Origin of the sequence: Bradyrhizobium sp. cir1 (genome assembly GCF_014198245.1) — a bacterium.
Taxonomy (GTDB): Bacteria; Pseudomonadota; Alphaproteobacteria; order Rhizobiales; family Xanthobacteraceae; genus Bradyrhizobium.
Genome location: NZ_JACIHE010000033.1, coordinates 37,858 through 59,516 on the forward strand (window position 1 = coordinate 37,858; position 21,659 = coordinate 59,516).

Annotated in this window: 19 protein-coding genes; 9 read left to right on the top strand and 10 right to left on the bottom strand. The window is 64.1% G+C overall.

Annotation, left to right across the window (positions count from 1 at the left end; all coding sequences use genetic code 11):
* Positions 1 to 13 precede the first annotated feature (13 nt).
* Positions 14 to 1,138 (top strand): hypothetical protein, encoded by a 1,125-nt coding sequence (locus tag GGD63_RS36225; protein ID WP_183249525.1) that lies wholly within the window; start codon positions 14 to 16, stop codon positions 1,136 to 1,138.
* On the opposite strand, the gene GGD63_RS36230 is transcribed toward GGD63_RS36225, so the two are convergent.
* Genes GGD63_RS36230 through GGD63_RS36240 form a run of 3 tightly spaced genes read right to left on the bottom strand, consistent with a single transcriptional unit; the run spans position 1,135 to position 3,936 of the window.
* Positions 1,135 to 1,725: a Smr/MutS family protein gene (locus GGD63_RS36230; RefSeq protein ID WP_183249528.1), complete on the bottom strand. Its 591-nt coding sequence runs from the start codon at positions 1,723 to 1,725 to the stop codon at positions 1,135 to 1,137. The two genes, GGD63_RS36225 and GGD63_RS36230, sit on opposite strands and share 4 nt — an antisense overlap.
* Complete coding sequence (locus GGD63_RS36235; protein ID WP_183249530.1) at positions 1,722 to 3,251, bottom strand: murein transglycosylase A; 1,530 nt, start codon at positions 3,249 to 3,251, stop codon at positions 1,722 to 1,724. Before GGD63_RS36235 ends, GGD63_RS36230 begins: the two co-directional genes overlap by 4 nt.
* Positions 3,229 to 3,936 (bottom strand): Tim44/TimA family putative adaptor protein, encoded by a 708-nt coding sequence (locus tag GGD63_RS36240; protein ID WP_183249532.1) that lies wholly within the window; start codon positions 3,934 to 3,936, stop codon positions 3,229 to 3,231. The genes GGD63_RS36235 and GGD63_RS36240 overlap by 23 nt, the downstream gene beginning before the upstream one ends.
* Positions 3,937 to 4,357: 421 nt before the next feature.
* Between GGD63_RS36240 and secB the strand changes: the two genes are divergently transcribed.
* Positions 4,358 to 4,846 (top strand): protein-export chaperone SecB, encoded by a 489-nt coding sequence (secB, locus tag GGD63_RS36245; RefSeq protein WP_018646030.1) that lies wholly within the window; start codon positions 4,358 to 4,360, stop codon positions 4,844 to 4,846.
* A gap of 9 nt (positions 4,847 to 4,855) precedes the next feature.
* Here secB and dnaQ read toward each other — a convergent pair whose 3' ends face one another.
* Genes dnaQ through GGD63_RS36265 form a run of 4 tightly spaced genes read right to left on the bottom strand, consistent with a single transcriptional unit; the run spans position 4,856 to position 7,697 of the window.
* Positions 4,856 to 5,572 (bottom strand): DNA polymerase III subunit epsilon, encoded by a 717-nt coding sequence (dnaQ, locus tag GGD63_RS36250; protein WP_183249534.1) that lies wholly within the window; start codon positions 5,570 to 5,572, stop codon positions 4,856 to 4,858.
* A gap of 39 nt (positions 5,573 to 5,611) precedes the next feature.
* Positions 5,612 to 6,211: a dephospho-CoA kinase gene (coaE, locus tag GGD63_RS36255; protein WP_183249536.1), complete on the bottom strand. Its 600-nt coding sequence runs from the start codon at positions 6,209 to 6,211 to the stop codon at positions 5,612 to 5,614.
* A gap of 23 nt (positions 6,212 to 6,234) precedes the next feature.
* Positions 6,235 to 6,843 carry a Maf family nucleotide pyrophosphatase gene (locus GGD63_RS36260; protein WP_183249538.1) on the bottom strand — a complete coding sequence of 203 codons (609 nt, stop codon included), beginning with the start codon at positions 6,841 to 6,843 and terminating at the stop codon, positions 6,235 to 6,237.
* 8 nt (positions 6,844 to 6,851) lie between these two features.
* Complete coding sequence (locus tag GGD63_RS36265) at positions 6,852 to 7,697, bottom strand: pyruvate, water dikinase regulatory protein (protein ID WP_183249540.1); 846 nt, start codon at positions 7,695 to 7,697, stop codon at positions 6,852 to 6,854.
* A gap of 457 nt (positions 7,698 to 8,154) precedes the next feature.
* Here GGD63_RS36265 and hemJ point away from each other — a divergent pair, with 457 nt between their 5' ends.
* From hemJ to GGD63_RS36300, 7 genes are all read left to right on the top strand, one after another.
* The gene (gene hemJ / locus GGD63_RS36270) at positions 8,155 to 8,589 is read left to right on the top strand and encodes a protoporphyrinogen oxidase HemJ (RefSeq protein WP_183249542.1); all 435 of its coding nucleotides are present in this window, start codon (positions 8,155 to 8,157) and stop codon (positions 8,587 to 8,589) included.
* 246 nt (positions 8,590 to 8,835) lie between these two features.
* Complete coding sequence (gene rho, locus GGD63_RS36275) at positions 8,836 to 10,101, top strand: transcription termination factor Rho (protein WP_183249544.1); 1,266 nt, start codon at positions 8,836 to 8,838, stop codon at positions 10,099 to 10,101.
* A gap of 315 nt (positions 10,102 to 10,416) precedes the next feature.
* Positions 10,417 to 11,775: a tRNA uridine-5-carboxymethylaminomethyl(34) synthesis GTPase MnmE gene (gene mnmE, locus GGD63_RS36280; protein WP_183249546.1), complete on the top strand. Its 1,359-nt coding sequence runs from the start codon at positions 10,417 to 10,419 to the stop codon at positions 11,773 to 11,775.
* 567 nt (positions 11,776 to 12,342) lie between these two features.
* Positions 12,343 to 14,223: a tRNA uridine-5-carboxymethylaminomethyl(34) synthesis enzyme MnmG gene (gene mnmG, locus GGD63_RS36285; RefSeq protein ID WP_183249548.1), complete on the top strand. Its 1,881-nt coding sequence runs from the start codon at positions 12,343 to 12,345 to the stop codon at positions 14,221 to 14,223.
* Positions 14,224 to 14,373: 150 nt separating this feature from the next.
* The gene (rsmG, locus tag GGD63_RS36290; RefSeq protein WP_312013485.1) at positions 14,374 to 15,006 is read left to right on the top strand and encodes a 16S rRNA (guanine(527)-N(7))-methyltransferase RsmG; all 633 of its coding nucleotides are present in this window, start codon (positions 14,374 to 14,376) and stop codon (positions 15,004 to 15,006) included.
* Positions 15,007 to 15,034: 28 nt separating this feature from the next.
* Entirely contained in the window at positions 15,035 to 15,901 is an 867-nt protein-coding gene (locus GGD63_RS36295) for a ParA family protein (protein ID WP_183249552.1), read from the top strand.
* 147 nt (positions 15,902 to 16,048) lie between these two features.
* Entirely contained in the window at positions 16,049 to 16,936 is an 888-nt protein-coding gene (locus tag GGD63_RS36300) for a ParB/RepB/Spo0J family partition protein (protein ID WP_183249554.1), read from the top strand.
* 312 nt (positions 16,937 to 17,248) lie between these two features.
* Here the strand turns inward: GGD63_RS36300 and holA are convergent, their stop codons facing one another.
* The 3 genes from holA to leuS form a co-directional block, all read right to left on the bottom strand.
* On the bottom strand, positions 17,249 to 18,277 hold the full coding sequence (gene holA / locus GGD63_RS36305) for a DNA polymerase III subunit delta (protein WP_183249572.1): 1,029 nt from the start codon (positions 18,275 to 18,277) through the stop codon (positions 17,249 to 17,251).
* A 130-nt stretch (positions 18,278 to 18,407) separates the two neighbouring features.
* The gene (lptE, locus tag GGD63_RS36310; protein WP_183249556.1) at positions 18,408 to 18,959 is read right to left on the bottom strand and encodes an LPS assembly lipoprotein LptE; all 552 of its coding nucleotides are present in this window, start codon (positions 18,957 to 18,959) and stop codon (positions 18,408 to 18,410) included.
* Positions 18,946 to 21,570 (bottom strand): leucine--tRNA ligase, encoded by a 2,625-nt coding sequence (gene leuS, locus GGD63_RS36315; RefSeq protein ID WP_183249557.1) that lies wholly within the window; start codon positions 21,568 to 21,570, stop codon positions 18,946 to 18,948. Before leuS ends, lptE begins: the two co-directional genes overlap by 14 nt.
* Positions 21,571 to 21,659: the final 89 nt, after the last annotated feature.

The following is a 21,659-nucleotide window of genomic DNA, read 5'->3' on the forward strand; positions in this document are numbered from 1 at the left end:
CGCCGGGTGCCACGTGCTCGCTAATCTCCGCCAAAACCCCTGGCGGCTCCTGCTCGCGATCAACGCCGCATTCATCGCCGGCGTGTTCATCCACAAGATCCAGCTGCCGCCTTACGTCCCCTATATCCATCTCCTCGTCGACTACCATTTCGGCTTCATCAAGCGCGCGCTGATCGGGGCGATCGTCGCGCTGTTCACCGCGAAGGTGCCGGTCTGGCTGGTGTTCGCGCTCGGCGGCGTGACCTGGCTGGTGACGTTCGGGCTCTATGCAAAACTGTTCCAGAGGACGTTCGGCTTCACCGCGAAGACGCTGCCGTTGTTCGTCTTCACCGCGGGCTCGCCGTTCTTCCTGAAGAATTTCATGCACACGCTCGGCCATTTCGACATCTATGGCTGCGCGCTGGCGATCGTCCTCCTGCTGATGCCGGCCCGCTCGTTGCTGTTCGTGGCTGTGGCCGCGCTGTTCTCCATCGTGCTGGTGCTGATCCACCACATTCATCTCTTGATGTACGTGCCGACGATCATCACCATCGTGGTGATCAGGCATTATCTCGCTTACAGCAACAATCGCACTAACGTCGCATTCGGCGTGATCGCCCTCGCCGTCGTCTCTGCGCTGTTCTTCGCCGCGCAATTCCTGGGAACGATGCCGATCCCGGAGGCGGACTTCGTCGCGTATCTGAAGACCCGGATGGCCGATCCGTCCCGCACGGACCTGCTGCAATTTGCCTACATCTGGTATCAGCCGCTGGCGAAGGAGATCTCGGACACCTGGGGCCGCCTGCCGCACAACATCCTCGGCGTGCCCGTGTTCGCGCTGCTGATCTGGCTGCACACGCCGCTGTGGCGCTTCTTTGCCAACCTGATCGGCGCGCTCGACAGCGATCTGCACAAGCGGTTCGTCGTCGCGGCGCTGATCGGCGTCAGCCTCGGCTATCTCGTGATGTTCGCGATGGTGTTCGACTATTCGCGCTGGATCTCGAACTGGGCCGTCTGCATGTTCCTGATCCTGCATGCGGTGAAGATGCTGCCGGCAAAGCAGGAAGCTGCGCTGATCCCGGAGGAGGATCAGAAGACCAACATCTTCGGCCTGATCATCACCTTGATCCCGCGCGTCGGCATCGTCCGGCCGTTCTAACCCCTCGCCCGCCTGATCCGCACATACAGCGCGCCCTCGCCGCCATGGCCGATATGCGCCGTCTCGAAGCCGACAACGAAGGCGCGGAATTCGGGCAGGCTCAGCCATTCCGGCACCTGGCGGCGCAGCACGCCGCTTTCGCCGCCGCTGCGGCCCTTGCCGGTGATGACGAGCACGAAGGTCAGGCCGTCATGATGGGCCCGGTGCAGGAAGCCGGTGAGCGCGCGATGGGCGCGCATCTGGGTCATGCCGTGCAGGTCGAGCCGCGCCTCGATCTCGCTGCGGCCGCGCGACAGTTTTGCGCGCTCGCGCTTGCCGAGCGGCGCCAACGGCGGGACCGACGGTTTCGCGACACGGGGCGCCGGCGCAGCGGCAACCGGCCTTGCCGATGGCGAAGGCCGGGCCACCTGGACCACGGGCGAAGGCCCGGCGGGCGGCGCAGCATGTGCCTTGGCCGCGCGATGCTTCCTGAGCGGCTTGACCTGCCTTGCGACCGTATCCCACAGCTCGCGCTCCTCCTCGCTCAGCGCGCGGCGGCGCGGCGAGGGGCGGGGCTCCAGCACGGGCGGACGGGACGATCGCTTCATTGCTGCCGATGGGGACGATTCTTCACGGGTCGCCGCGGCTCGGAGGCAGGCTCGATCGCGGGACGCGGCACCGGTAGCGGCACAGGACCGGCGATGGCAACCGTTTCGCTCTTGCCAGGCGTCGCGGCGGCAGCAGCTGTGCCCGTCTTGGCCGGATCGGTTTGCGGAAACAGCTTTGCGATTTTCTCCGAGGGACGCGGATCCGGTACCGGCAGCCGTGCGCCCCTCACCGAGGGATCGAGGTCCTTCGGGACCAACATGACAAAGTGCATGGGATGGCGCAGCCGGCCGGAGACGCGGCCGGCCTCCTGCCCGGCGCCGAAATAGAGATCGGCACGCGCGGGGCCGATGATGGCCGAGCCGGTGTCCTGCGCGATCATCAGTCGATGGAACGAGGTCTTGGTACGTTCGGACTCGATCGGCAGCTCGCCCTCGATGAAGAACGGCGTGCCATAGACATGCAGCGATTTGTCGACCGCGATCGAGCGTCCCGCCGTCAGCGGAATGCCTTGCGCACCCACCGCCTCGTCCTTGTCGGAGAGGTTGACCTCGCGGAAGAAGATGTAGGCGCGGTTCTGGCGGCGCAGCTCCTTGGCGCCATCAGGATTCTGCGTCATCCACTCCCTGATCTTCTGCATCGACATCTCCTCTTTCGGAATGATGCCGCGCTCGATCAGGATGCGTCCCACCGCCGTGTAGGGATAGCCGTTATAGGCGTCGTAATTGAGCCGGAGCGTCGTGCCGTCCTCGAACTTGATCCGCGCCGAGCCCTGGATCTGCGCGAACAACAGATCGGTCGGGTCTTTCAGCCAGGCGACCTCCAGCCCGCGGCCGGCGATCTTGCCGTCCTCGATCTCGCCGCGGTCGTAATAGGGCACCAGCTTGCGGCGGCCGATCTTGCGGTAGACCGGGCCCTTGTTGGGCAGGCTGACCGAGTCCTGCTTGTAGCCGCGCACGAACAGGTTCGAGGGCCGGCGATAGACCGGGACATTGTAGACGTCGGTCTGCGTGCGCGATCCCTCGAGTACCGGCTCGTAATAGCCGGTGACGAAACCGTCGGGCTCCCCTAAGCGGGAGATGCGCAGCGGCGCGAAATTCTCCTCGAAGAATGTCTTCGCCTTGGCGTCGTCGCTGAGCTCGAGCGATTTGGCGACCCGGCAGGGCTCGCTAAGCGATGCCCCCAGCGCCTTTGGCTCGGAAGCGCCGTTCTGAGCATTGACCGACTTGCAGCTGGCGCGAAATGTCTTGTAGGCGGCGAGATGATCGTCGTCGCTCCAGCCTTTCACGTCGGTCCAGGCCAGCGGCAAATATTGCGCGCCTGAGATCTCGAATGGCAGGGGCAGCTGCGGATAGGGCAAGGCCCGCGGCGGGGTAGCGGCCAATTGCGGGGGACGGTGATGGTGGCTGCGATAGTGGCGCCGAGCCGCCTCGGCGCCGAGCGAAAACGCCGACAGCACGACGACACCCGCGCAGAACGCCGTCGCGCTGTTCTTGAGAAAGAGCTTAATTCGCGCTTCCGGTGCCAACCAGCTTCCAGTTCGGATCGCGAGAGGTGGTGTCGCGGGCGAAAGTCCAGATATCGGTGATGTCGGCAACCGTGTCGGCGCTGCCGTCGACGATGTTGCCGGCCCTGTCGCGGGTGGCCGAGATCATCTGCGAGACGAAGCGGATCGTGAGTTGGGCAGTGCGGTCGCGCAGCTCGGCGCCGACCAGCTCGGCCTTGTCGATCGAGACGAAGCGCGTCTCGGTCTTCTGCTCGTTCTTCTCGCGCTCCTTGATCGCGGCGTCGAAGCTTTCATAGACATCCGACGACAGCAGGTCGCGCAGCGCGCGGCGATCGCCATTGGCAAAGGCCAGCACGATCATCTCATAGGCGCCGCGGGCGCCCGAGATGAAGTGGCGCGGATCGAAGGTGGAATCCCTCTCGACGATGGCATCGAGACCCTGGGCCAGTGCGGTGCCCGGTTCAGCCAGACCCTTCCAGCGGTCGCTGGGCGCGGCCGGCTCGGCCGTCGGCGCCAGCGGAGCCTGGTCGATCACCTTGCCCGGCATGGTCACGACGTTCTTGTCCTGGGCACCCCCCAGCGCATTGCGGGCGGCCGTGTGATCGAACGGAGGCCGCTCGTTGCCCGTGCGCTGTCCCAGCACGCTGCGCAGCCTCAGAAAGATGAAGACCGCCAACGCCAGGAAGATGATGGTGTAGATGTCCACGTCGTATTCGCTTTCTGGTCTTTGCTCTGGGTCTTCGCTTCGGGGTCGTCGCCGGGAAAATCAATCCGGCCAGTAGACCGTTCCATACGGAAACGGCAAGTTTACATCACCATTTTAGGTCCGCGCGTCTGGTCCCTGGGATGTAGGCACGAAATCTTGCCTGGCCAATGGCGCCTTTTGGCACAGCAGTAAGTGTAGCGCGTTTTATGCTTAAGGGGAAACCCGATCCTGCCCGGAAATCGCGTATCTTCAATCATTTAAGGCGCGATTTCGGCGAAAGGCCGCCCTGAACGTCACAGTTGCGGGCACGGTCTGGATTCCCCACCCGGGACCGTTCGTCCTTGTGGAACGAGGTGGCCCTATGTTAGCCAACCGCCGCGAAATTCAGCCCAAATCGGGTAACGGGTAAGGAGACACTTCGATGACCAACGGTAACGGCACCCCTCCCGAGGCGGCCCAGGCACCCCAGCTTAACGTACTGGCGCAATACACCAAGGACCTGTCGTTCGAAAATCCGAACGCGCCGAGCTCGCTCCAGCAGCAGGGCCAGCCGCCCCAGATCAACATCCAGATCAATGTCGGCGCCAATAACCTCAGCGAGCAGGAGTTCGAGGTGACGCTGACGGTCGAAGGCAAGGCCGAGACCGCGGGCAAGGTGATGTTCTCGTTCGAGCTCGCCTATGCTGGCGTGTTCCGGATCGTCAACGTGCCGAAGGAGAACCTGCACCCGCTGGTCATGATCGAATGCCCGCGCCTGCTGTTCCCGTTCGCCCGTGAGATCATCGCAACCGCGGTGCGCGACGGCGGGTTCCCGCCGCTGATGCTGGACCCGGTCGATTTCGTCGGTCTCTATCGCCAGAACATGGAACGGCAAATGGCCGCCCAGGGTGGCCAGACCGGCCAGGCCTAAGCTACAGGCTTAACCAGCCGGAAGGGCGACTGGAGCGGCGAGATACTCGTTCCAGATCGCCTTTTCGCCCATCGTTGCGATGAAGGCCCGATGGGCCTCCCGCTCGGCATCTGAAACCCGCGGCGCGAGCGGTACTGACCGCTGCCGCCGCGGCGTATCGCCGGCGGAACTGACGCGAATCTCTTCGCCCTCCGAAGCCAGCAGCAGCTGCGACTGCCGCGCTCCCACCAGATCGACATAGACTTCTGCGAGCAGTTCTGCGTCGAGCAGCGCGCCGTGCTTGGTGCGGTGTGAATTGTCGATCGCATAGCGCGAGCAGAGATCGTCGAGCCGGTTCGACACGCCGGGATGCTTGCGGCGCGCCAGCAGCAGCGTATCGACCAGCCGCTCGCGCGGGATCGCCGCGCGCTTGATCTTGTCGAGCTCGGCATTGATGAAGCTGATGTCGAACGAGGCGTTGTGGATCACCAGCGGCGCATCGCCGATGAACTCCAGAAACGCATCGACGACCTCGTGGAACAGCGGCTTCGTCGAGAGGAATTCGGCCGACAGCCCGTGCACGGCAAAGGCTTCCGCCGGCATGTCCCGTTCGGGGTTGATATAGACGTGATACGTCTGTCCCGTCGGCATGCGGTTGAAAATTTCGACGCAGCCGATTTCGACCAGGCGATCGCCACGGAGCGGATCGAGGCCGGTGGTTTCGGTGTCGAGGACGATTTCGCGCATGATCGGGAGGCCGTGCAAGAAGTCTTGTAAGTCGGCGAATCAGGTTCGCCGCTGCGGCATCTTAACGACCTCGGCCAGGATGTGCTTGATTTGGGCGCGCACCGGCTCAAGTCCGTGTGAGGTATCCACCACGAAATCGGCCCGCTTGCGCTTCTCGGCATCGGGCGTCTGCTTGGCGATGATGGCATCGAGCTTGGCCGCGTCCATCGTGCCGCGCGCCAGCACCCGCTCGCGCTGGAGTTCCGGCGAGGTCGATACCACGACCACCGCGTCGACCCGCTTCTCGCCGCCGGTCTCGAACAGCAGCGGGATGTCCAGCACCACGACCGGCGCCTTGGCGGCCTCGGCGTCGGCAAAGAACTTCTTCCGGGAGGCACCGAGCATCGGATGGACGATCTGCTCGAGCTGCTTGATCGCGGCGGGATCGTGCACCACGCGCGCAGACAGTTTGGGACGATCGACCTTGCCGTTGACGGTGGTGCCGGGGAAGGCGGCCTCGATCGCCGGCGCCGCTTCGCCCTCGTAGAGCTGATGCACGGCGGCGTCGGCGTCATAGACGGGCACGCCGGCCTCCGCGAACAATTTCGCGGTGGTGGATTTGCCCATCCCGATCGAGCCGGTCAGTCCCAGGATCCGCATCAGCGCCCTGCCATCTCCGTCATTCACACCGCAATTAGCTGTTCGCTCCGCAGGAACGCAAGCAGCGGCAGCAGCGGCAGGCCGAGAATGGTGAAATGGTCGCCCTCGATGCGCTCGAACAGATGGATGCCGAGACCCTCGAGCTGATAGGCGCCGACGCTTCTGGTCACGGCATCGCCGGCGGCGTCGAGATAGGCCGAGAGTTCGGCCTCGCTCATCTGCCGCATGGTCATGCGCGCCACCGAGACATCCTCGAAAACGATCTTGCCGTCCCGGGCCACGGCCACGGCGGAATTCAGCTCGTGCGTCTTACCGGCGAGATCGCGCAGCTGCGCCAGCGCCTGCGGGCGGCCGGCCGGCTTGTTGAAGAGACGGCTGCCGAGAGCCAGCGTCTGGTCGGCGCCGATCACATAGCTTCCGGGACGATCGGCAGAGACTGCCTTGGCTTTTTCGCGGGCCAGGAGCAGCGCGATCTCGCGCGGATTGCTGAGATTGGAGCTCGCCTGGATGCCGCGCTCGTCGATGTCAGCCGTGACGGCCTCGAATTCGAGCCCGGCATTGGCCAGCAGCATTTTTCGCGCGCTGCTTTGCGAAGCCAGGATCAACGGAGATGTGCCGCGCCACAGACCCATCGCGACAACTATTCCGAGGGCCGGTTGCGCTGGCGATCGCTGTAAAGCTTCATGATCGCCGCGGCGGTTTCCTCGATCGAACGCCGCGTGACGTCGAGCAGCGGCCAATCGTGCTTGGCGCTCAGCTTGCGGGCGAACGCGACTTCCTCGGTGACCGACTGTCTGTCGGTATAGGTATCGCTGCCGCTGCCGGATTCGGCGCCCATGGAGAGCAGGCGGTTCTGGCGGATCTGGATCAGGCGCTCCGGCGTCGCATGCAGGCTCACCACCAGCGGACGCGTCAGCGTCTCCAGCTGCGCCGGAACGGGAATGCCGGGCACCAGCGGCACGTTCGCCGTGCGGATGCCGCGATTGGCAAGATAGATCGATGTCGGCGTCTTCGAGGTGCGGGACACACCGACCAGAACCACGTCGGCCTCGTCGAGACCTTCGACATGCTGACCATCGTCATGGATCATCGTGTAGTTCAACGCGTCGATACGCTTGAAATATTCCGCGTTGAGCACGTGCTGGGCGCCGACGCGTCCCGTGGTCGCTGCTCCCAGATAAGCCTCGAACAGCTGCATCACCGGCCCGATGATCGAGAGGCTGGGAACATTGATCTGCTTGCACTTGTCCTCGAGCCTGGCGACCAGATCCTTCTCGAGCAGCGTGAACAGCACGATCCCCGGTGCTTCCTCGATCTCGTCGAGCACCCGGTCGAGCTGCTTCTGGCTCCGCACCAGCGGATAGACATGCTCGACCGGCGTCACATTGGCGTACTGCGCGGCGACCGCGCGCGCGACGGTGATCAGCGTCTCGCCGGTGGAGTCGGAGACCAGATGCAGATGGAAATAATTGTTCGAGGTCGGCACAAAAACTCTTTGGATGAGGGCGCGGTGGTTTGTGGATTTCTGTGGAGCTTAACCCCTCGGAAAGGGATGTGCGACACCAGGGACGGGACAAGTGCCAATTTTCTTCACACCGCTGCCCGTCAGAACAAGTCCCGCACCTCTCGATGCGGGAAACGGGATTGCGCGAATAAGCCTCTTGATAAGCTGCCGATCGGCCAGCGCAAGCCTTTGAGCGCGGATGACTTATCGGAACAGGCCGGACCTGCGCAGGATATGTTGATGAATGTGAACAAGCGCGGGTGAAGTGGCGGACGGAATTGTGTGAGTCCAATCCACGGTCACTCAGACTCAAACCTTTAAGAATCTAAGATTCTAGATTTGAGGAAGGCGCTACGGACGGATATGTGTGCAGGTGAGACCTTAACGAGTTCTTACTATCCCCAGCTCCTTTCGCTGGGCATCAATCCGGACCGCGAAAATGTTCGAAGACGTCTATCTCTGGATCAAGGCGCTGCACGTGATCGCCGTCATCTCCTGGATGGCGGGCATGCTCTATCTGCCGCGGCTGTTCGTCTATCATTGCGACGCCGAGATCGGCTCGAAGCAGTCAGAGACGTTCAAGATCATGGAGCGCCGGCTGTTCAAGGCGATCATCAACCCGGCCATGATCGTCACCTGGCTCGCCGGGCTCTTTCTCGCCTGGTCCGGCCACTGGTTCACGTTCGGCTGGCTGCACGTAAAACTGGCATTGGTCCTGGCGCTGTCGGCGGTCCACGGCTTTTTTTCGCGCTGGCTGAAGGATTTCGCCGCCGACAGGCGTCCGCGAAGCCAGAAATTCTATCGAATTATCAATGAGGTGCCGACCGTCCTGATGATTCTCATCGTCATCATGGTGATCGTGAAGCCGTTCTAGGCAGCCCTCGCGCGGATTCGCTCAGCGCTTCGGCTTGCGGAGAAGGGAGTGATTTTCTATATTATCGATATCCCACCCAACGCAGGCGGATGTGGTTGTGTCTGAGCTTTCCAGAGGCCGGACACCGCATCAGGTTTGAAGCCTCACCGGCACTCTCCTTGCCAGACCTGCGGACCTTATCTTCTCACGTCCGCATTTCAGAGCCTCCTCGCACCCCTTCCAAGGTTACCCCACAGGACCACCCCAATGCGGGAAATTAAACTCCAGGACCTCAAGTCGAAGACACCGGCCGAGCTCGTCTCGTTCGCGGAAGAGCATGGGGTCGAGAATGCCAGCACCATGCGCAAGCAGGAGCTGCTGTTCGCCATCCTCAAGCAGCTTGCGATCGCCGAGACGGATATCGTCGGCGAAGGCGTCGTCGAGGTGCTCTCCGACGGTTTCGGCTTCCTACGTTCGCCCGACGCCAATTATCTGCCGGGCCCGGACGACATCTACGTTTCGCCCTCGCAGATCCGCCGTTTCGGCCTGCGTACCGGTGACACCATCGAAGGCCACATCCGCAGCCCGAAAGAGGGCGAGCGCTACTTTGCGCTGCTCAAGGTCAACACGCTCAATTTCGAGGACCCGGAAAAGGCCAAGCACAAGGTCAATTTCGACAACCTGACGCCGCTGTTTCCGAACCAGCGTTTCCGCATGGAGATCGACGATCCGACGCGGAAAGACCTTTCTGCACGCGTGATCGACATCGTAGCCCCGATCGGCAAGGGTCAGCGCGCGCTGATCGTGGCGCCGCCGCGCACCGGTAAAACCGTGCTGATGCAGAACATCGCGCACTCGATCACCGCAAATCACCCGGATTGCTATCTGATCGTGCTGCTGATCGACGAGCGCCCGGAAGAAGTCACGGACATGCAGCGCTCGGTGAAGGGCGAGGTCGTGTCCTCGACCTTCGACGAGCCGGCGGTGCGCCACGTCCAGGTCGCCGAGATGGTGATCGAAAAAGCCAAGCGCCTGGTCGAGCATGGCCGCGACGTCGTGATCCTGCTCGATTCGATCACGCGCCTCGGCCGCGCCTACAACACCGTGGTGCCGTCATCCGGCAAGGTGCTGACCGGCGGTGTCGACGCCAACGCGCTGCAGCGCCCGAAGCGCTTCTTCGGTGCCGCCCGCAACATCGAGGAGGGCGGCTCGCTGACCATCATTGCAACCGCGCTGGTCGATACCGGCAGCCGCATGGACGAAGTCATCTTTGAAGAGTTCAAGGGCACCGGTAACTCGGAGCTGATCCTGGACCGCAAGGTCTCGGACAAGCGCACCTTCCCGGCGATCGATATCTCGCGCTCCGGCACCCGCAAGGAGGAGCTCATCACCGATCCGCAGGTGCTCAAGAAGATGTACGTGCTCCGCCGCATCCTCAATCCGATGGGCACGATGGACGCGATCGACTTCCTGCTCGACAAGCTGCGCTCGACCAAGAGCAATTCGGAGTTCTTCGACTCCATGAACACCTGAGTGCAGTGCAGCAAAGCATTCAAGGGCGCCTTCGGGCGCCCTTTTTGTTGTGCAGCTTTGTTGCGGCAAAGTGCTGCATGAAGGGCAGCCGGCGACCTGATCTTGGATGAACATTTAATCTGTTGATATATCAAAATAATACTTGAATTCCGGTCGGCTCATCCGCCGTGCGAGGGGTGTTCCTGCAGCAAAAATGCTGCGGCGGTATTGCAGTGCAATATGAATTTGCTGCGGAATCTGGTGCAGCAAAAATCCCGCCGCTTGGCGGCTAAAAACGGATGTTTGCCTTTTCGCCGGGAGCCGGACAAATAGGCCATGCATCCGCGAGACCAGACCATTTTTGCGCTGTCATCCGGCCGGGCGCCGAGCGCGATTGCCGTGGTACGCGTCTCCGGCTCGCAAGCTGGCCGGGCGCTGACGACGCTCGCGGGCCGGCTGCCGGCGCCGCGACAGGCGAGCCGTCGGCTGCTCCGGGACGGCGCGGGCCAGCCGATCGACGACGCGGTCGTGCTCTGGTTTCCAGGGCCGGCCAGTGCGACCGGCGAGGACATCGCCGAATTTCACGTCCATGGCGGCCGGGCGGTGCTGGCGGCGCTCCTCGCCGCTATTTCTTATATTCCGAATACACGGGCGGCCGAGCCCGGCGAGTTCACCCGGCGCGCTTTCGAGAACGGCAAGCTCGACCTGACCGAGGCCGAGGGCCTCGACGACCTCATTCACGCCGACACCGACCGCCAGCGTCGCCAGGCGCTGCGCCAGCTGCAGGGCCTGCTCGGCGACCGCGCGCGCGACTGGCGCGAGCGCATCATCGAGGCATCCGCGCTGATCGAAGCCGGCATCGATTTTTCCGATGAAGGCGATGTGCCGGCGGAGCTGAGGGCGCCGGCGGTGAAAGCGATCAAGGCTCTTCACGGCGAAATCGCAGAAGTGCTTGCGGCACAGGGACATTCTGAACGCCTACGCGACGGCCTCGTGGTTGCGATTGCCGGCGAGCCGAATGTCGGCAAGTCGACGTTGATGAATCAGCTGGCGCGGCGCGAGGTCGCGATCGTCTCGCCGCATGCCGGGACCACGCGCGACGTGATCGAGGTGCAGCTCGATCTCGACGGCTATCCCGTCACAATCATCGACACCGCCGGCATTCGCGAGACCGACGATCCCGTCGAGCAGGAGGGCGTGCGTCGCGCACGCGCGCGGGCCGAGGACGCCGACCTCGTGCTGTGGCTGGTGGAGGGCGGGCGCGCCGTCAATCCGGATGCAAGACCATCGTCGTGGGCGTCCGGGGATGGAAGCGATCGGCCGGGCAGCGCGGTCTGGATCGTGCGCAACAAGATCGACCTTGGCGGGGCCGGGGGAGCCGAGTCGGCAGGCGAGTTCGGGATCTCGGCAAGCCGGGGCGATGGGATTCCTGAGTTGGTCGATGCGCTCGTGGCGTTCGCCGCCAACTTCTTCGGGACCACCGAGGGTGCTTTGGTGACCCGGGCCCGCCAGCGCGACCTGTTGCGCCAGGCGTCAGACAGCTTGCGCCGGAGTCTGGAGCATGTAGAAGAGGGCGAAGAGCTCGCGGCCGAAGAGCTGCGTGCCGCTGCCTATGCACTGGGCCGGCTGCTGGGCCGGGTGGACGTCGAGGACGTCCTCGGGGCCATTTTCCAGAAATTTTGCATCGGAAAGTAGCGCTAGTTCTTTATTGTAGAACTAGCGCTTGTTCCATTTCTTATGTTTCACGTGAAACAGCGGCCCGCTCGGTTTCTATCTCACGTGAAATCTGCTTTCGGGCTCCAGCCACTTTCATGTGTATAGCGGCGCGCTTGCTCCGGCCGGACTCAGTGGCTCGCTTGTGTGATCCGAGATTACCCCAGGCCGGCGGGGGGTGGGAGGCCGGCGGCCGCGCCTCAATCTCGTCATTGCGAGGAGCCCTTGCGACGAAGCAATCCAGACGCCATCCGCGGAAGGACTCTGGCTTGCTTCGCTGCGCTCGCAATGACGGCGTGTGGTATCGATCGCGCTCTCGACCCGAAGACCGTAACATCCATCCCAGTCCCCGCCGTTTACCGGTTCCAGCTCGTGGGTCGTTTTGTTTCACGTGAAACAGCAGCTTCTCCAACACGCCTCCTACTGTGCATGGGGTTGTTTTCGCCAAAATGCTTCCGCACCCTGGGGACGCCCTGTTTCACGTGAAACACTGGGGCCCCACCCAGTTTCCACTTCCGGCTTTTTCCTCTCTGAGCTAGAAGTCCGCCCATGCGGACAGAGCGAGAGAGTTTCGACGTCATCGTGATTGGCGGCGGCCACGCCGGCTGTGAAGCCGCGGCTGCCGCTGCCCGGATGGGTGCAACGACCGCTCTGGTGACGCACCGCTTCTCCACGGTCGGCGCGATGTCCTGCAATCCCGCCATCGGGGGTCTCGGCAAGGGTCATCTGGTCCGCGAAGTGGATGCGCTCGATGGCTTGATGGGCCGGGTCGGCGACGTCGGCGGCATCCAGTTTCGCGTTCTCAATCGCCGCAAGGGCCCCGCTGTTCGTGGTCCGCGCGCCCAGGCGGACCGGAAGCTCTATGCCGCCGCGATGCAGGCCGCGATCCGTCAGACCGAGGGCCTTTCCGTCATCGAAGGCGAAGCTGACGAGCTGATCGTGGTCGAGGGACGGGTCACCGGACTGCGTCTGGCCGATGGCCGGGAGCTTCGGGCAGGCGCGGTTGTCGTCACCACCGGGACCTTTCTCCGCGGCCTGATCCATCTCGGTGAGAAGAATTGGCCCGCCGGCCGTGTCGGCGAGGCACCTGCCATGGGTCTTTCCAGCTCCTTCGAGCGCGCCGGCTTCACCCTCGGGCGGCTCAAGACCGGCACTCCGCCGCGTCTGGACGGCACCACGATCGACTGGTCAGCAGTCGAAATGCAGCCCGGAGACGAGCCGCCGGAGCCTTTCTCGGTGATGACTGAGCGGATCACGACCCCGCAGATCCAGTGCGGGATCACCCGGACCACGCCCGCGACCCATGAGGTGATCCGGGCCAACGTCCATCGCTCCCCGATGTACTCCGGCCAGATCAAGAGCTCCGGACCGCGTTATTGCCCCTCGATCGAGGACAAGATCGTCCGCTTTGGCGACCGCGACGGCCACCAGATCTTTCTGGAGCCGGAAGGGCTCGACGACAGCACCGTCTATCCCAACGGCATCTCGACCTCGCTGCCGGAGGAGGTCCAGCTCGCGATCCTCGCCAGCATTCCCGGCCTGGAGCGGGTGAAGATGGTTCGCCCGGGCTACGCCATCGAATACGACCACATCGACCCCCGCGAACTCGATCCGACCCTGCAGACCAAGCGTCTGCGCGGCCTGTTCCTGGCCGGGCAGATCAACGGCACCACCGGATACGAGGAAGCCGCCGGACAGGGCATCGTGGCCGGCCTGAACGCCGCGCTCTCCGCCAGCGGTGCTGCGCTGACGGTGTTTGATCGTGCCGATGGCTATCTCGGCGTGATGATCGACGACCTCGTCACCCGCGGGATCAGCGAGCCCTATCGGATGTTCACCTCGCGGGCCGAGTACCGGTTGACGCTGCGGGCCGACAATGCCGATCAGCGTCTGACCGAGAAGGGGATCACGCTTGGATGCGTCGGAAGCGCCCGGACCCGGCATCACCGGACCAAGATGGATGCCCTGAACGCGGCTCGGACCCTTTCGAAGTCGCTAACCATCACCCCGAACGAGGCCATCAAGCACGGGCTGTCCCTGAACCGGGATGGCCAGCGCCGCTCCGCCTTCGAGCTGATGGCCTATCCGGAGATCGGCTGGAGCCAGGTCCGTGCGATCTGGCCGGAGCTGTCCACTATCGATCCCGTCATCGCCACCCATCTCGAGATCGACGCCAAATACGATGTCTATCTGGAGCGCCAGAGCGCCGACGTCGAAGCCTTCAGGCGCGATGAGGGGATGGTGCTGTCGGAGGTCGACTACCAGCAGGTCCCCGGTCTCTCCAACGAGGTCCGCGCCAAGCTGGAGAAGGCGCGGCCGTTCACCGTCGGCCAGGCCGGTCGGATCGACGGCATGACGCCGGCGGCGCTCGGCATCCTTGCGGCCTATCTCCGGCGCGAGGCACGGAAGACTTCCAAGGCAATTGCATAGGCGTTTCACGTGAAACAGCGCGGACCGGGCGGGGACAGGCCGCTATCCCGACGACCCGGAGCAGGTGAGGGTGTCGGTCGTCGACCGGACCCAGCACCGGCCGGACCGAAGATCGCCAGGGCCAGCGCCAACGATCAATCGCTCGACGCCATCATCGCCGCCGACAAACGCGCGGCGCTGAAGCTCGCTCCCGTTTCACATGAAACAGAAGCCCGCCTCGATCGCTACATCGCACTGCTCCGGGAGTGGCAGGCCAAGACCAATCTCGTCGCGCCCTCGACCCTGCCAAACCTCTGGACCCGGCACATCGCCGATTCGCTCCAGCTCGTCGATCTCGCGCCGACGGCAAAGCGCTGGGCCGACCTCGGCAGCGGCGGCGGTTTTCCCGGCGTCGTCCTCGCCTGCGCCATGGCGGGGACGCCGGACGCGAGCGTCCATCTTGTCGAGCGAATCGCCAAGAAGGCCGCCTTCCTCCGTGAAGCGATTCGCGTCACCGCATCTCCGGGAGTCGTACATCTCGCTGAGATCGGGGATAATGTGGATAGAATCACCGGCCCCGTCGATTGCGTCACCGCGCGTGCGCTGGCTCCGCTACATCAACTCATCGGCTTTGCGGAGCCGCTGATGCGCCAGGGCGCAAAGGCGTTATTTCTCAAGGGTCAAGATGTAGAGGCTGAATTGACCGAAGCCGCTAAATATTGGAATATTCAGCCGCAGCTCCACCGAAGCCGTACCGGCGACGGCTGGATCGTGGAGCTGAGTGCCGCCGAACGGCGCAGCTGAGGCGTTCAGGGGTGAGTGGGGAAATTCAATGAGCGTGACTGACGAGCCGCAAGACCAGACTGCCCAGGAACAGCCAGCTGAAGTGCCACAGGGCCACCCGCGCATCCTGGCGCTGGCGAATCAAAAGGGCGGTGTGGGAAAAACAACCACAGCGATCAACCTCGGCACGGCACTCGCCGCGATCGGCGAGCGCGTCCTGATCGTGGATCTCGATCCGCAGGGCAACGCTTCGACCGGACTCGGCATCGATCGCCGCAACCGCTCCTGCTCGACCTACGACGTGCTGATCGGTGAAGCGCCTCTGCGCGAAGCCGTGGTCTCGACCGCGGTGCCGCGGTTGCACATCGCGCCGTCGACCATGGATCTCTCCGGCCTCGAGCTTGAGCTCGGCACCACGCCCGGCCGCGCCTTCAAGCTGCGCGACGCGATCGGCGCACTCAACAACAATGTCTCGCCGGATGCCGACTACACCTATGTGCTGATCGACTGCCCGCCCTCACTCAACCTGCTCACGGTCAACGCGATGGCGGCATCGGACGCGATTCTGGTGCCGCTGCAATGCGAGTTCTTCGCGCTCGAAGGTCTGTCGCAATTGCTGCAGACGGTGGAGCAGGTGCGCTCGACGCTCAATCCGAACCTGTCGATCCACGGCATCGTGCTGACCATGTTCGACTCGCGCAACAACCTGTCGAACCAGGTCGTCGCCGACGTCCGCCAGTTCATGGGCGAGAAGGTCTACAAGACCATGATCCCGCGCAACGTGCGCATCTCGGAAGCGCCGTCCTACGGCAAGCCGGTGCTGGTCTACGATCTCAAATGCGTCGGCAGCGAAGCGTACCTGCGGCTCGCCACCGAAGTGATCCAGCGCGAGCGCGAGCTGCGCACGACGCATTGATGATGCCGTAGGGTGGGTTAGCCGAAGGCGTAACCCACCACGTCTATCTTCGCGAAAACAGAAGAGGTGGGTTACGCTTCGCTAACCCACCCTACGATTCGAAATTCAGTTCTGGAGTGCTGCACCGTGAATCCAAGGGAGCTGGCGATGGCCGACGAAGCGCGTTCGCGACTGGGCCGGGGTCTTGCAAGTCTGATCGGTGACGTCGGCGGCGAGGCCCAGCATGTCGATCGTCCGCGCGCGCAGCGCAAGGTGCCGATCGAATTCATCAAGGCCAATCCGCGCAACCCGCGCCGGACCTTTTCGGACACCGAGCTGAAGGAACTCTCCGACTCCATCAAGCAGCACGGCGTGATCCAGCCGATCGTGGTGCGCCCCGTGAAGGGCGCGCAGGATCGCTACGAGATCATCGCCGGCGAACGGCGCTGGCGCGCCTCGCAGATGGCGGGCCTGCACGAGGTGCCGATCGTGCCGGTCGACATCAGCGACAGCGATGCGCTGGAGTTCGCGATCGTCGAGAACGTGCAGCGCGAGGACCTCAACCCGATGGAGGAGGCGCAGGGCTATCACGCGCTCGCCAACGAGTTCAAACGCAGCCAGGACGACATCGCCAGGGTCGTCGGCAAGAGCCGCAGCCACGTCGCCAACATGATGCGGCTGACCAAGCTGCCGGCCGAGGTGCAGGCCTTCATCGCGACCGGTGAATTGACGGCCGGTCACGCCCGCGCGCTGATCGGCGTCCCCGATCCGCTCGCCGCGGCCAAGCGCATCGTCGCGGAAGGCCTCAACGTCCGCCAGGCCGAGGCGCTCGCGCATGAAGAGGGCGTGCCGGAGCGCAAGCCGCAGAAGGCGCGCGCTACCAGTGGCAAGGAAAAGGATCCTGACACGATCGATCTGGAAAAGCGCGTCAGCGACGCGCTCGGCCTCAAGGTCACCGTCAATCACCGCGACCCCGGCGGCTCCGTGCAGATCAACTACCGCAACCTCGATCAGCTCGACGAAGTGATGAAGCGGCTGGCCAAGGGCGGGATTTAGACGCACCGACTCTCTATCACCGTCACCCTGAGGTGGCCGCTTCTTCAGCGGCCCTCGAAGGGCGACGGCCCGGCTGTATCCCGGCCGTTCATCCTTCGAGGCTCCCCGCGCGCCGCGTTGCGTCGCGCGGCTCGCGCCTCAGGATGACGGGTTTGGCGCTTCGCTCAGTCATTGGCGCGCGTCTGCATCCACCTCGTCATTGCGAGCGCAGCGAAGCAATCCAGAATCTTTCCGCCGAGGGACTCTGGATTGCTTCGCTACGCTCGCATCGACGAGTCGAGAGAGTTGCACTTCGCAATGACGTGGAGAGACTCAGCCCCGCCGCTTCGCATTCGCGGCGATCGCCATCAGCGTGCGCTGGGCGATGGCGGCGGCTAGTGTGGATTGCTTGCGGGTCTCGAGCGCTGCGGTTGCGAGCTGCTCGATGATGGTGGCGAGCCGCGCCACGCTGAAATTGCGCAGCGCCGTCTCCACTGCGGGCTTTCGCGAGAAGTGCAGGCGCGGATAGCCGCCGTCGAGCACGGCGGAGGCCGGCTGGCCGTCGGCAATCGCAAGCGCGGATTTGTGCAGCCATGCGGCCTGGCGCTGTGCGGCCGAGATGATCACGCCGGGATAGGTGCCGGCGATCATGGCCTTGGCGAATTCGGTCTCGACGATGTCGGGCCGGCCGGCGAAGGCGCCGTCGACGATCGGATCGAGCTTCAGCTCCGAGGCATCGGCGACGACGGACATGACGTCATCCAACGTGATCTCGCCTTTGCCATGCGCGTACAGCGTGAGCTTGCGCAGCTCGTTGCGCGAGGCCTGGCGGTCGCCGCCGAGGAACGACATCAGCGCCGCGCGGGCATCCTGCGCGATGCGCAAGTTCGCGATGCGGAGCTCGTCCTCCATCAGCTTGGCGAGGTCGCGTTCGGTGTCGGGATAGCAGCCGATCGCGACCGCCGTCTTGGCGCGCTCGCAGGCCTTGCGCAGCGGCGATTCCGGGCGCAGCTCGCCCGCCTCGATCACGATGCGGCAATCCCTCACGCTCATCTCGGCCAGCGTGTCGATGCCGCCGGCAAAGCTGCGCGAGCCGGCGCGAATGCGGATGGCGCGGCGGCCGCCGAACAGCGGCACCGTCATGGCTTCGTCGACGAGCCGCGACGGCTCGGCGGAGAGCTCGTCGCCGTCGAGCTTCACCAGCGAGAAGGGATCGTTGGGATCGTCGACCGCCGAGGCGATCAGCGCGTCGGCGCGCTCGCGCACGAGGCCGGCATCGGGACCGTAGAGCAGGATGATCGGACGGCCCGCATCGGGGCGGGCGAGGAAGGCGTCGATCTCTTTTCCGCGCAGCGCGACCATTGGGCCCAACTGTCATTCCGGGGCGCGCGAAGCGCGAACTACGGTGCGCAATTGCGCACCTGAGAATCTCGATCAACAATCTCTGGATTCCGGGTTCGCCCTGCGGGCGCCCCGGAATGACGGGAATGAACTACGTGCCCGCGGTGAAGAATGCGGCGAGCCGGGTATTGATGTTCTCTGCGATCTCGTTGGCGGCACGATCCTCGGCATCGCGAACGGCGCGGTTGCGCGAGAAGCGCTGGTAGGAGCCGGGCATGTCGTAGGACACGCGCGAGAACGTGGTGCCGGTCATGACCGACTTGCCGCTGACGACCTCAACCAGATTGTACTGGCAGTCGATGCCGTAATTTTCGCTGGTCGGCAGACCCGTGTTGGGATCGACGATCAGGGACGAACGGCTGGAGCTGAAGCGGATCACCAGGCGGTGGGTCGGCGGCATGCCCGTGGCGGTGCCGTACAGCTTGAAGGCCAGGGCATTGCGGACCTCGACGCCGACGCGCGCCTCGCGCGAGGCGTTCGGCTTGTCGACCGGGGGCAGCTCGACCCCCATCAGCTTCTCGCGCAGGCCGGGGGTGCCGTCGCCACGGTCGGCATACATCGGCTGGAAGCACCCAGCCGTCAGCGCCGCCAGTGCGGCGACTGCCAGCAGGCGGACTGCGATGCGGATCCTAGCCGACAACATTCACGATCCTCTTGGGGACGATGATCACCTTGCGGACGGGCTTGCCATCCAGGGCCAGCTTTACCGCATCGAGGGCCAAAACGGCAGCCTCGATTTCCGGATTCTGGGCCGCTGTTGCAACTGTGACCTCACCCCGCTTCTTGCCGTTGACCTGAACCACCAGGGTCACGCTGTCTTCAACCAGCAAATCGCGTTCGATTTGGGGCCAATTGGCCTCCGAAACCAGCCCCTTGTGGCCCAGAACCTGCCAGCACTCCTCGGCCAGGTGGGGCATCATCGGCGAGAACAGCTGGACCAGGATCTGGCCGGCCTCGCGGATCGCCCAGATGAGGTCAGTGGCCGGTTGGCCGGGACGCTGGAGCACCTCCGAGAAGGCGTTGGCGAATTCGCGGATATGGGCGAGGCAGACATTGAAGTGCAGCCGCTCGATCCCGGTGGTGACCTTGTCCAGCGCGCCATGGGCGGCCTTGCGCAGAGCGGTTGCATCCGGGCCGAACGAGGCCGGCCGCGCCGCCGGCGCGCCCTTGCCGAGTTCCGCGGAATCGTTCACCAGCCGCCACAGCCGCTGCACGAAGCGCGAGGCGCCCTGGACGCGCTCGTCGCTCCAGATCACGTCGCGGTCGGGCGGGGAGTCCGACAGCATGAACCAGCGGGCGACGTCGGCGCCGTAGGTCTCGATGATGTCGTCGGGATCGACCGTGTTCTTCTTCGACTTCGACATCTTCTCGATCGGGCCGATCTGGATGTCTTCGCCCGACGACAGCAGCGTCGCGCGGCGGCCGTTGCCGCCGACCTCGATCTTGACTTCGGCCGGCTGCACAAAGGTGCCGTCGGCCTTCTGGTAGGTCTCGTGCACCACCATGCCTTGCGTGAACATGCCGGCGAACGGCTCGTCCAGCGCAATGTGCCCGGTCGCCTTCATCGCGCGGGTGAAGAAGCGGCTGTAGAGCAGATGCAGGATCGCGTGCTCGACGCCGCCGATATACTGGTCGACCGGCAGCATCCGGTTGGCCACAGTGGGCGTCGTCGGCGCGTTCTCGTTCCAGGGATCGGTGAAGCGCGCAAAATACCAGGACGAGTCCACGAAGGTGTCCATGGTGTCGGTTTCGCGGCTAGCCTTGCCCCCGCATTTGGGGCAGGTGACGTGCTTCCAGGTCGGGTGATGATCCAGCGCGTTGCCCGGTTTGTCGAAGGTCGCATCATCAGGCAGCGTCACGGGCAGGTCCGCATCCGGCACCGGCACCACATCGCACTTCGGACAATGGATCACGGGAATCGGGCAGCCCCAGTAGCGCTGGCGCGAAATGCCCCAGTCGCGCAGGCGGAAATTCACCTGCCGCTCACCGACCGGCGCGTTGCCGCGCAGCTCGCCCTCGAGACGCCTCGCCACCTCTTCCTTCGCCTGCTCGATGGTCATGCCGTCGAGGAAGCGCGAATTGATCATGCGGCCGTCACCGTCATAGGCGGTGTCGGTGATGACGAAGCTCTTGGGATCCTGCCCTTCCGGGCACACCACCGGCGTGTTGCCGAGACTGTACTTGTTGACGAAATCGAGGTCGCGCTGGTCGTGCGCGGGGCAGCCGAAGATCGCGCCGGTGCCGTATTCCATCAGCACGAAGTTGGCGACATAGACCGGCAGCTTCCAGCTCGGGTCGAACGGATGCACCGCGCGGATGCCGGTGTCAAAACCCTGCTTCTCCGCGGTGTCGATGATCTCCTGCGCGGTGCCGATCTTCTTGATGTCGGCAATGAACTGCGCGAGCTTCGGGTTCTTGGCGGCAGCTGCCTGCGCCAGCGGATGATCCGACGAGATCGCCATGAACTTCGCGCCGAACAGCGTGTCGGGGCGCGTCGTGAAAATCTTCAGCTCGCTCTCGCCGGCCGGCGTGGTCGCCTGATCCAGCGCGAAGCGGATCAAGAGGCCCTCGGAGCGACCGATCCAGTTGCGCTGCATCAGCCGCACCTTGTCGGGCCAGCGGTCCAGCCCGTCCAGCGCCGACAGCAGCTCCTGCGAGTACTTCGTGATCTTGAAGACCCACTGGCTCATCTCACGCTGCTCGACGATCGCACCCGAGCGCCAGCCGCGGCCGTCGATCACCTGCTCGTTGGCGAGCACGGTCATGTCGACCGGATCCCAGTTGAGCTTGCGCTTCTCGCGTTCGGCGAGGCCCGCGGCGAGCATGTCCAGAAACATCTTCTGCTGATGCTTGTAGTAGCTGGGGTCGCAGGTCGCGAATTCGCGTGACCAGTCCAGCGACAGCCCGATCGAACGGAGCTGCTTCTTCATCGCGGCGATGTTGTCGTAGGTCCAGGCCTTGGGCGCGACCTTGCGCTCGATGGCGGCATTCTCGGCCGGCAGGCCGAAAGCGTCCCAGCCCATCGGGTGCAGCACATTGAACCCCTTGGCGCGCATGAAGCGGGCCAGCACGTCGCCGAGCGTATAGTTGCGGACATGGCCGATATGGATGCGCCCGGACGGGTAGGGGAACATCTCGAGCACATAGTATTTCGGCCGCGGATCGTCGTTCTTCGAGACGAAGATCGCCTGCTGGTCCCAGGCAGCCTGCCAGCGTGGTTCGGAATCGCGGGCGTTATAGCGTTCGGAGGTCATGGAATCGTTCGGTTTTTCTTGGGTTCGGCCGTCTAAAGACGGCGGACTAGGCCATAGAAGTCCTCAGGGGGTCAATGGGTTGCCTCACC

Excerpts from the sequence above, each read along its gene's own strand:
- dnaQ (WP_183249534.1), bottom strand. The coding sequence starts at position 5,572 with ATGCGCGAAATCGTCCTCGACACCGAAACCACCGGCCTCGATCCGCTC.
- mnmG (WP_183249548.1), top strand. The coding sequence starts at position 12,343 with ATGCGGACAGAGCGAGAGAGTTTCGACGTCATCGTGATTGGCGGCGGC.
- hemJ (WP_183249542.1), top strand. The coding sequence starts at position 8,155 with ATGTTCGAAGACGTCTATCTCTGGATCAAGGCGCTGCACGTGATCGCC.
- GGD63_RS36295 (WP_183249552.1), top strand. The coding sequence starts at position 15,035 with ATGAGCGTGACTGACGAGCCGCAAGACCAGACTGCCCAGGAACAGCCA.
- holA (WP_183249572.1), bottom strand. The coding sequence starts at position 18,277 with ATGGTCGCGCTGCGCGGAAAAGAGATCGACGCCTTCCTCGCCCGCCCC.
- rho (WP_183249544.1), top strand. The coding sequence starts at position 8,836 with ATGCGGGAAATTAAACTCCAGGACCTCAAGTCGAAGACACCGGCCGAG.
- mnmE (WP_183249546.1), top strand. The coding sequence starts at position 10,417 with ATGCATCCGCGAGACCAGACCATTTTTGCGCTGTCATCCGGCCGGGCG.
- secB (WP_018646030.1), top strand. The coding sequence starts at position 4,358 with ATGACCAACGGTAACGGCACCCCTCCCGAGGCGGCCCAGGCACCCCAG.
- GGD63_RS36300 (WP_183249554.1), top strand. The coding sequence starts at position 16,049 with ATGGCCGACGAAGCGCGTTCGCGACTGGGCCGGGGTCTTGCAAGTCTG.
- lptE (WP_183249556.1), bottom strand. The coding sequence starts at position 18,959 with ATGTTGTCGGCTAGGATCCGCATCGCAGTCCGCCTGCTGGCAGTCGCC.
- coaE (WP_183249536.1), bottom strand. The coding sequence starts at position 6,211 with ATGCGGATCCTGGGACTGACCGGCTCGATCGGGATGGGCAAATCCACC.
- leuS (WP_183249557.1), bottom strand. The coding sequence starts at position 21,570 with ATGACCTCCGAACGCTATAACGCCCGCGATTCCGAACCACGCTGGCAG.
- GGD63_RS36230 (WP_183249528.1), bottom strand. The coding sequence starts at position 1,725 with ATGAAGCGATCGTCCCGTCCGCCCGTGCTGGAGCCCCGCCCCTCGCCG.
- GGD63_RS36260 (WP_183249538.1), bottom strand. The coding sequence starts at position 6,843 with ATGGGTCTGTGGCGCGGCACATCTCCGTTGATCCTGGCTTCGCAAAGC.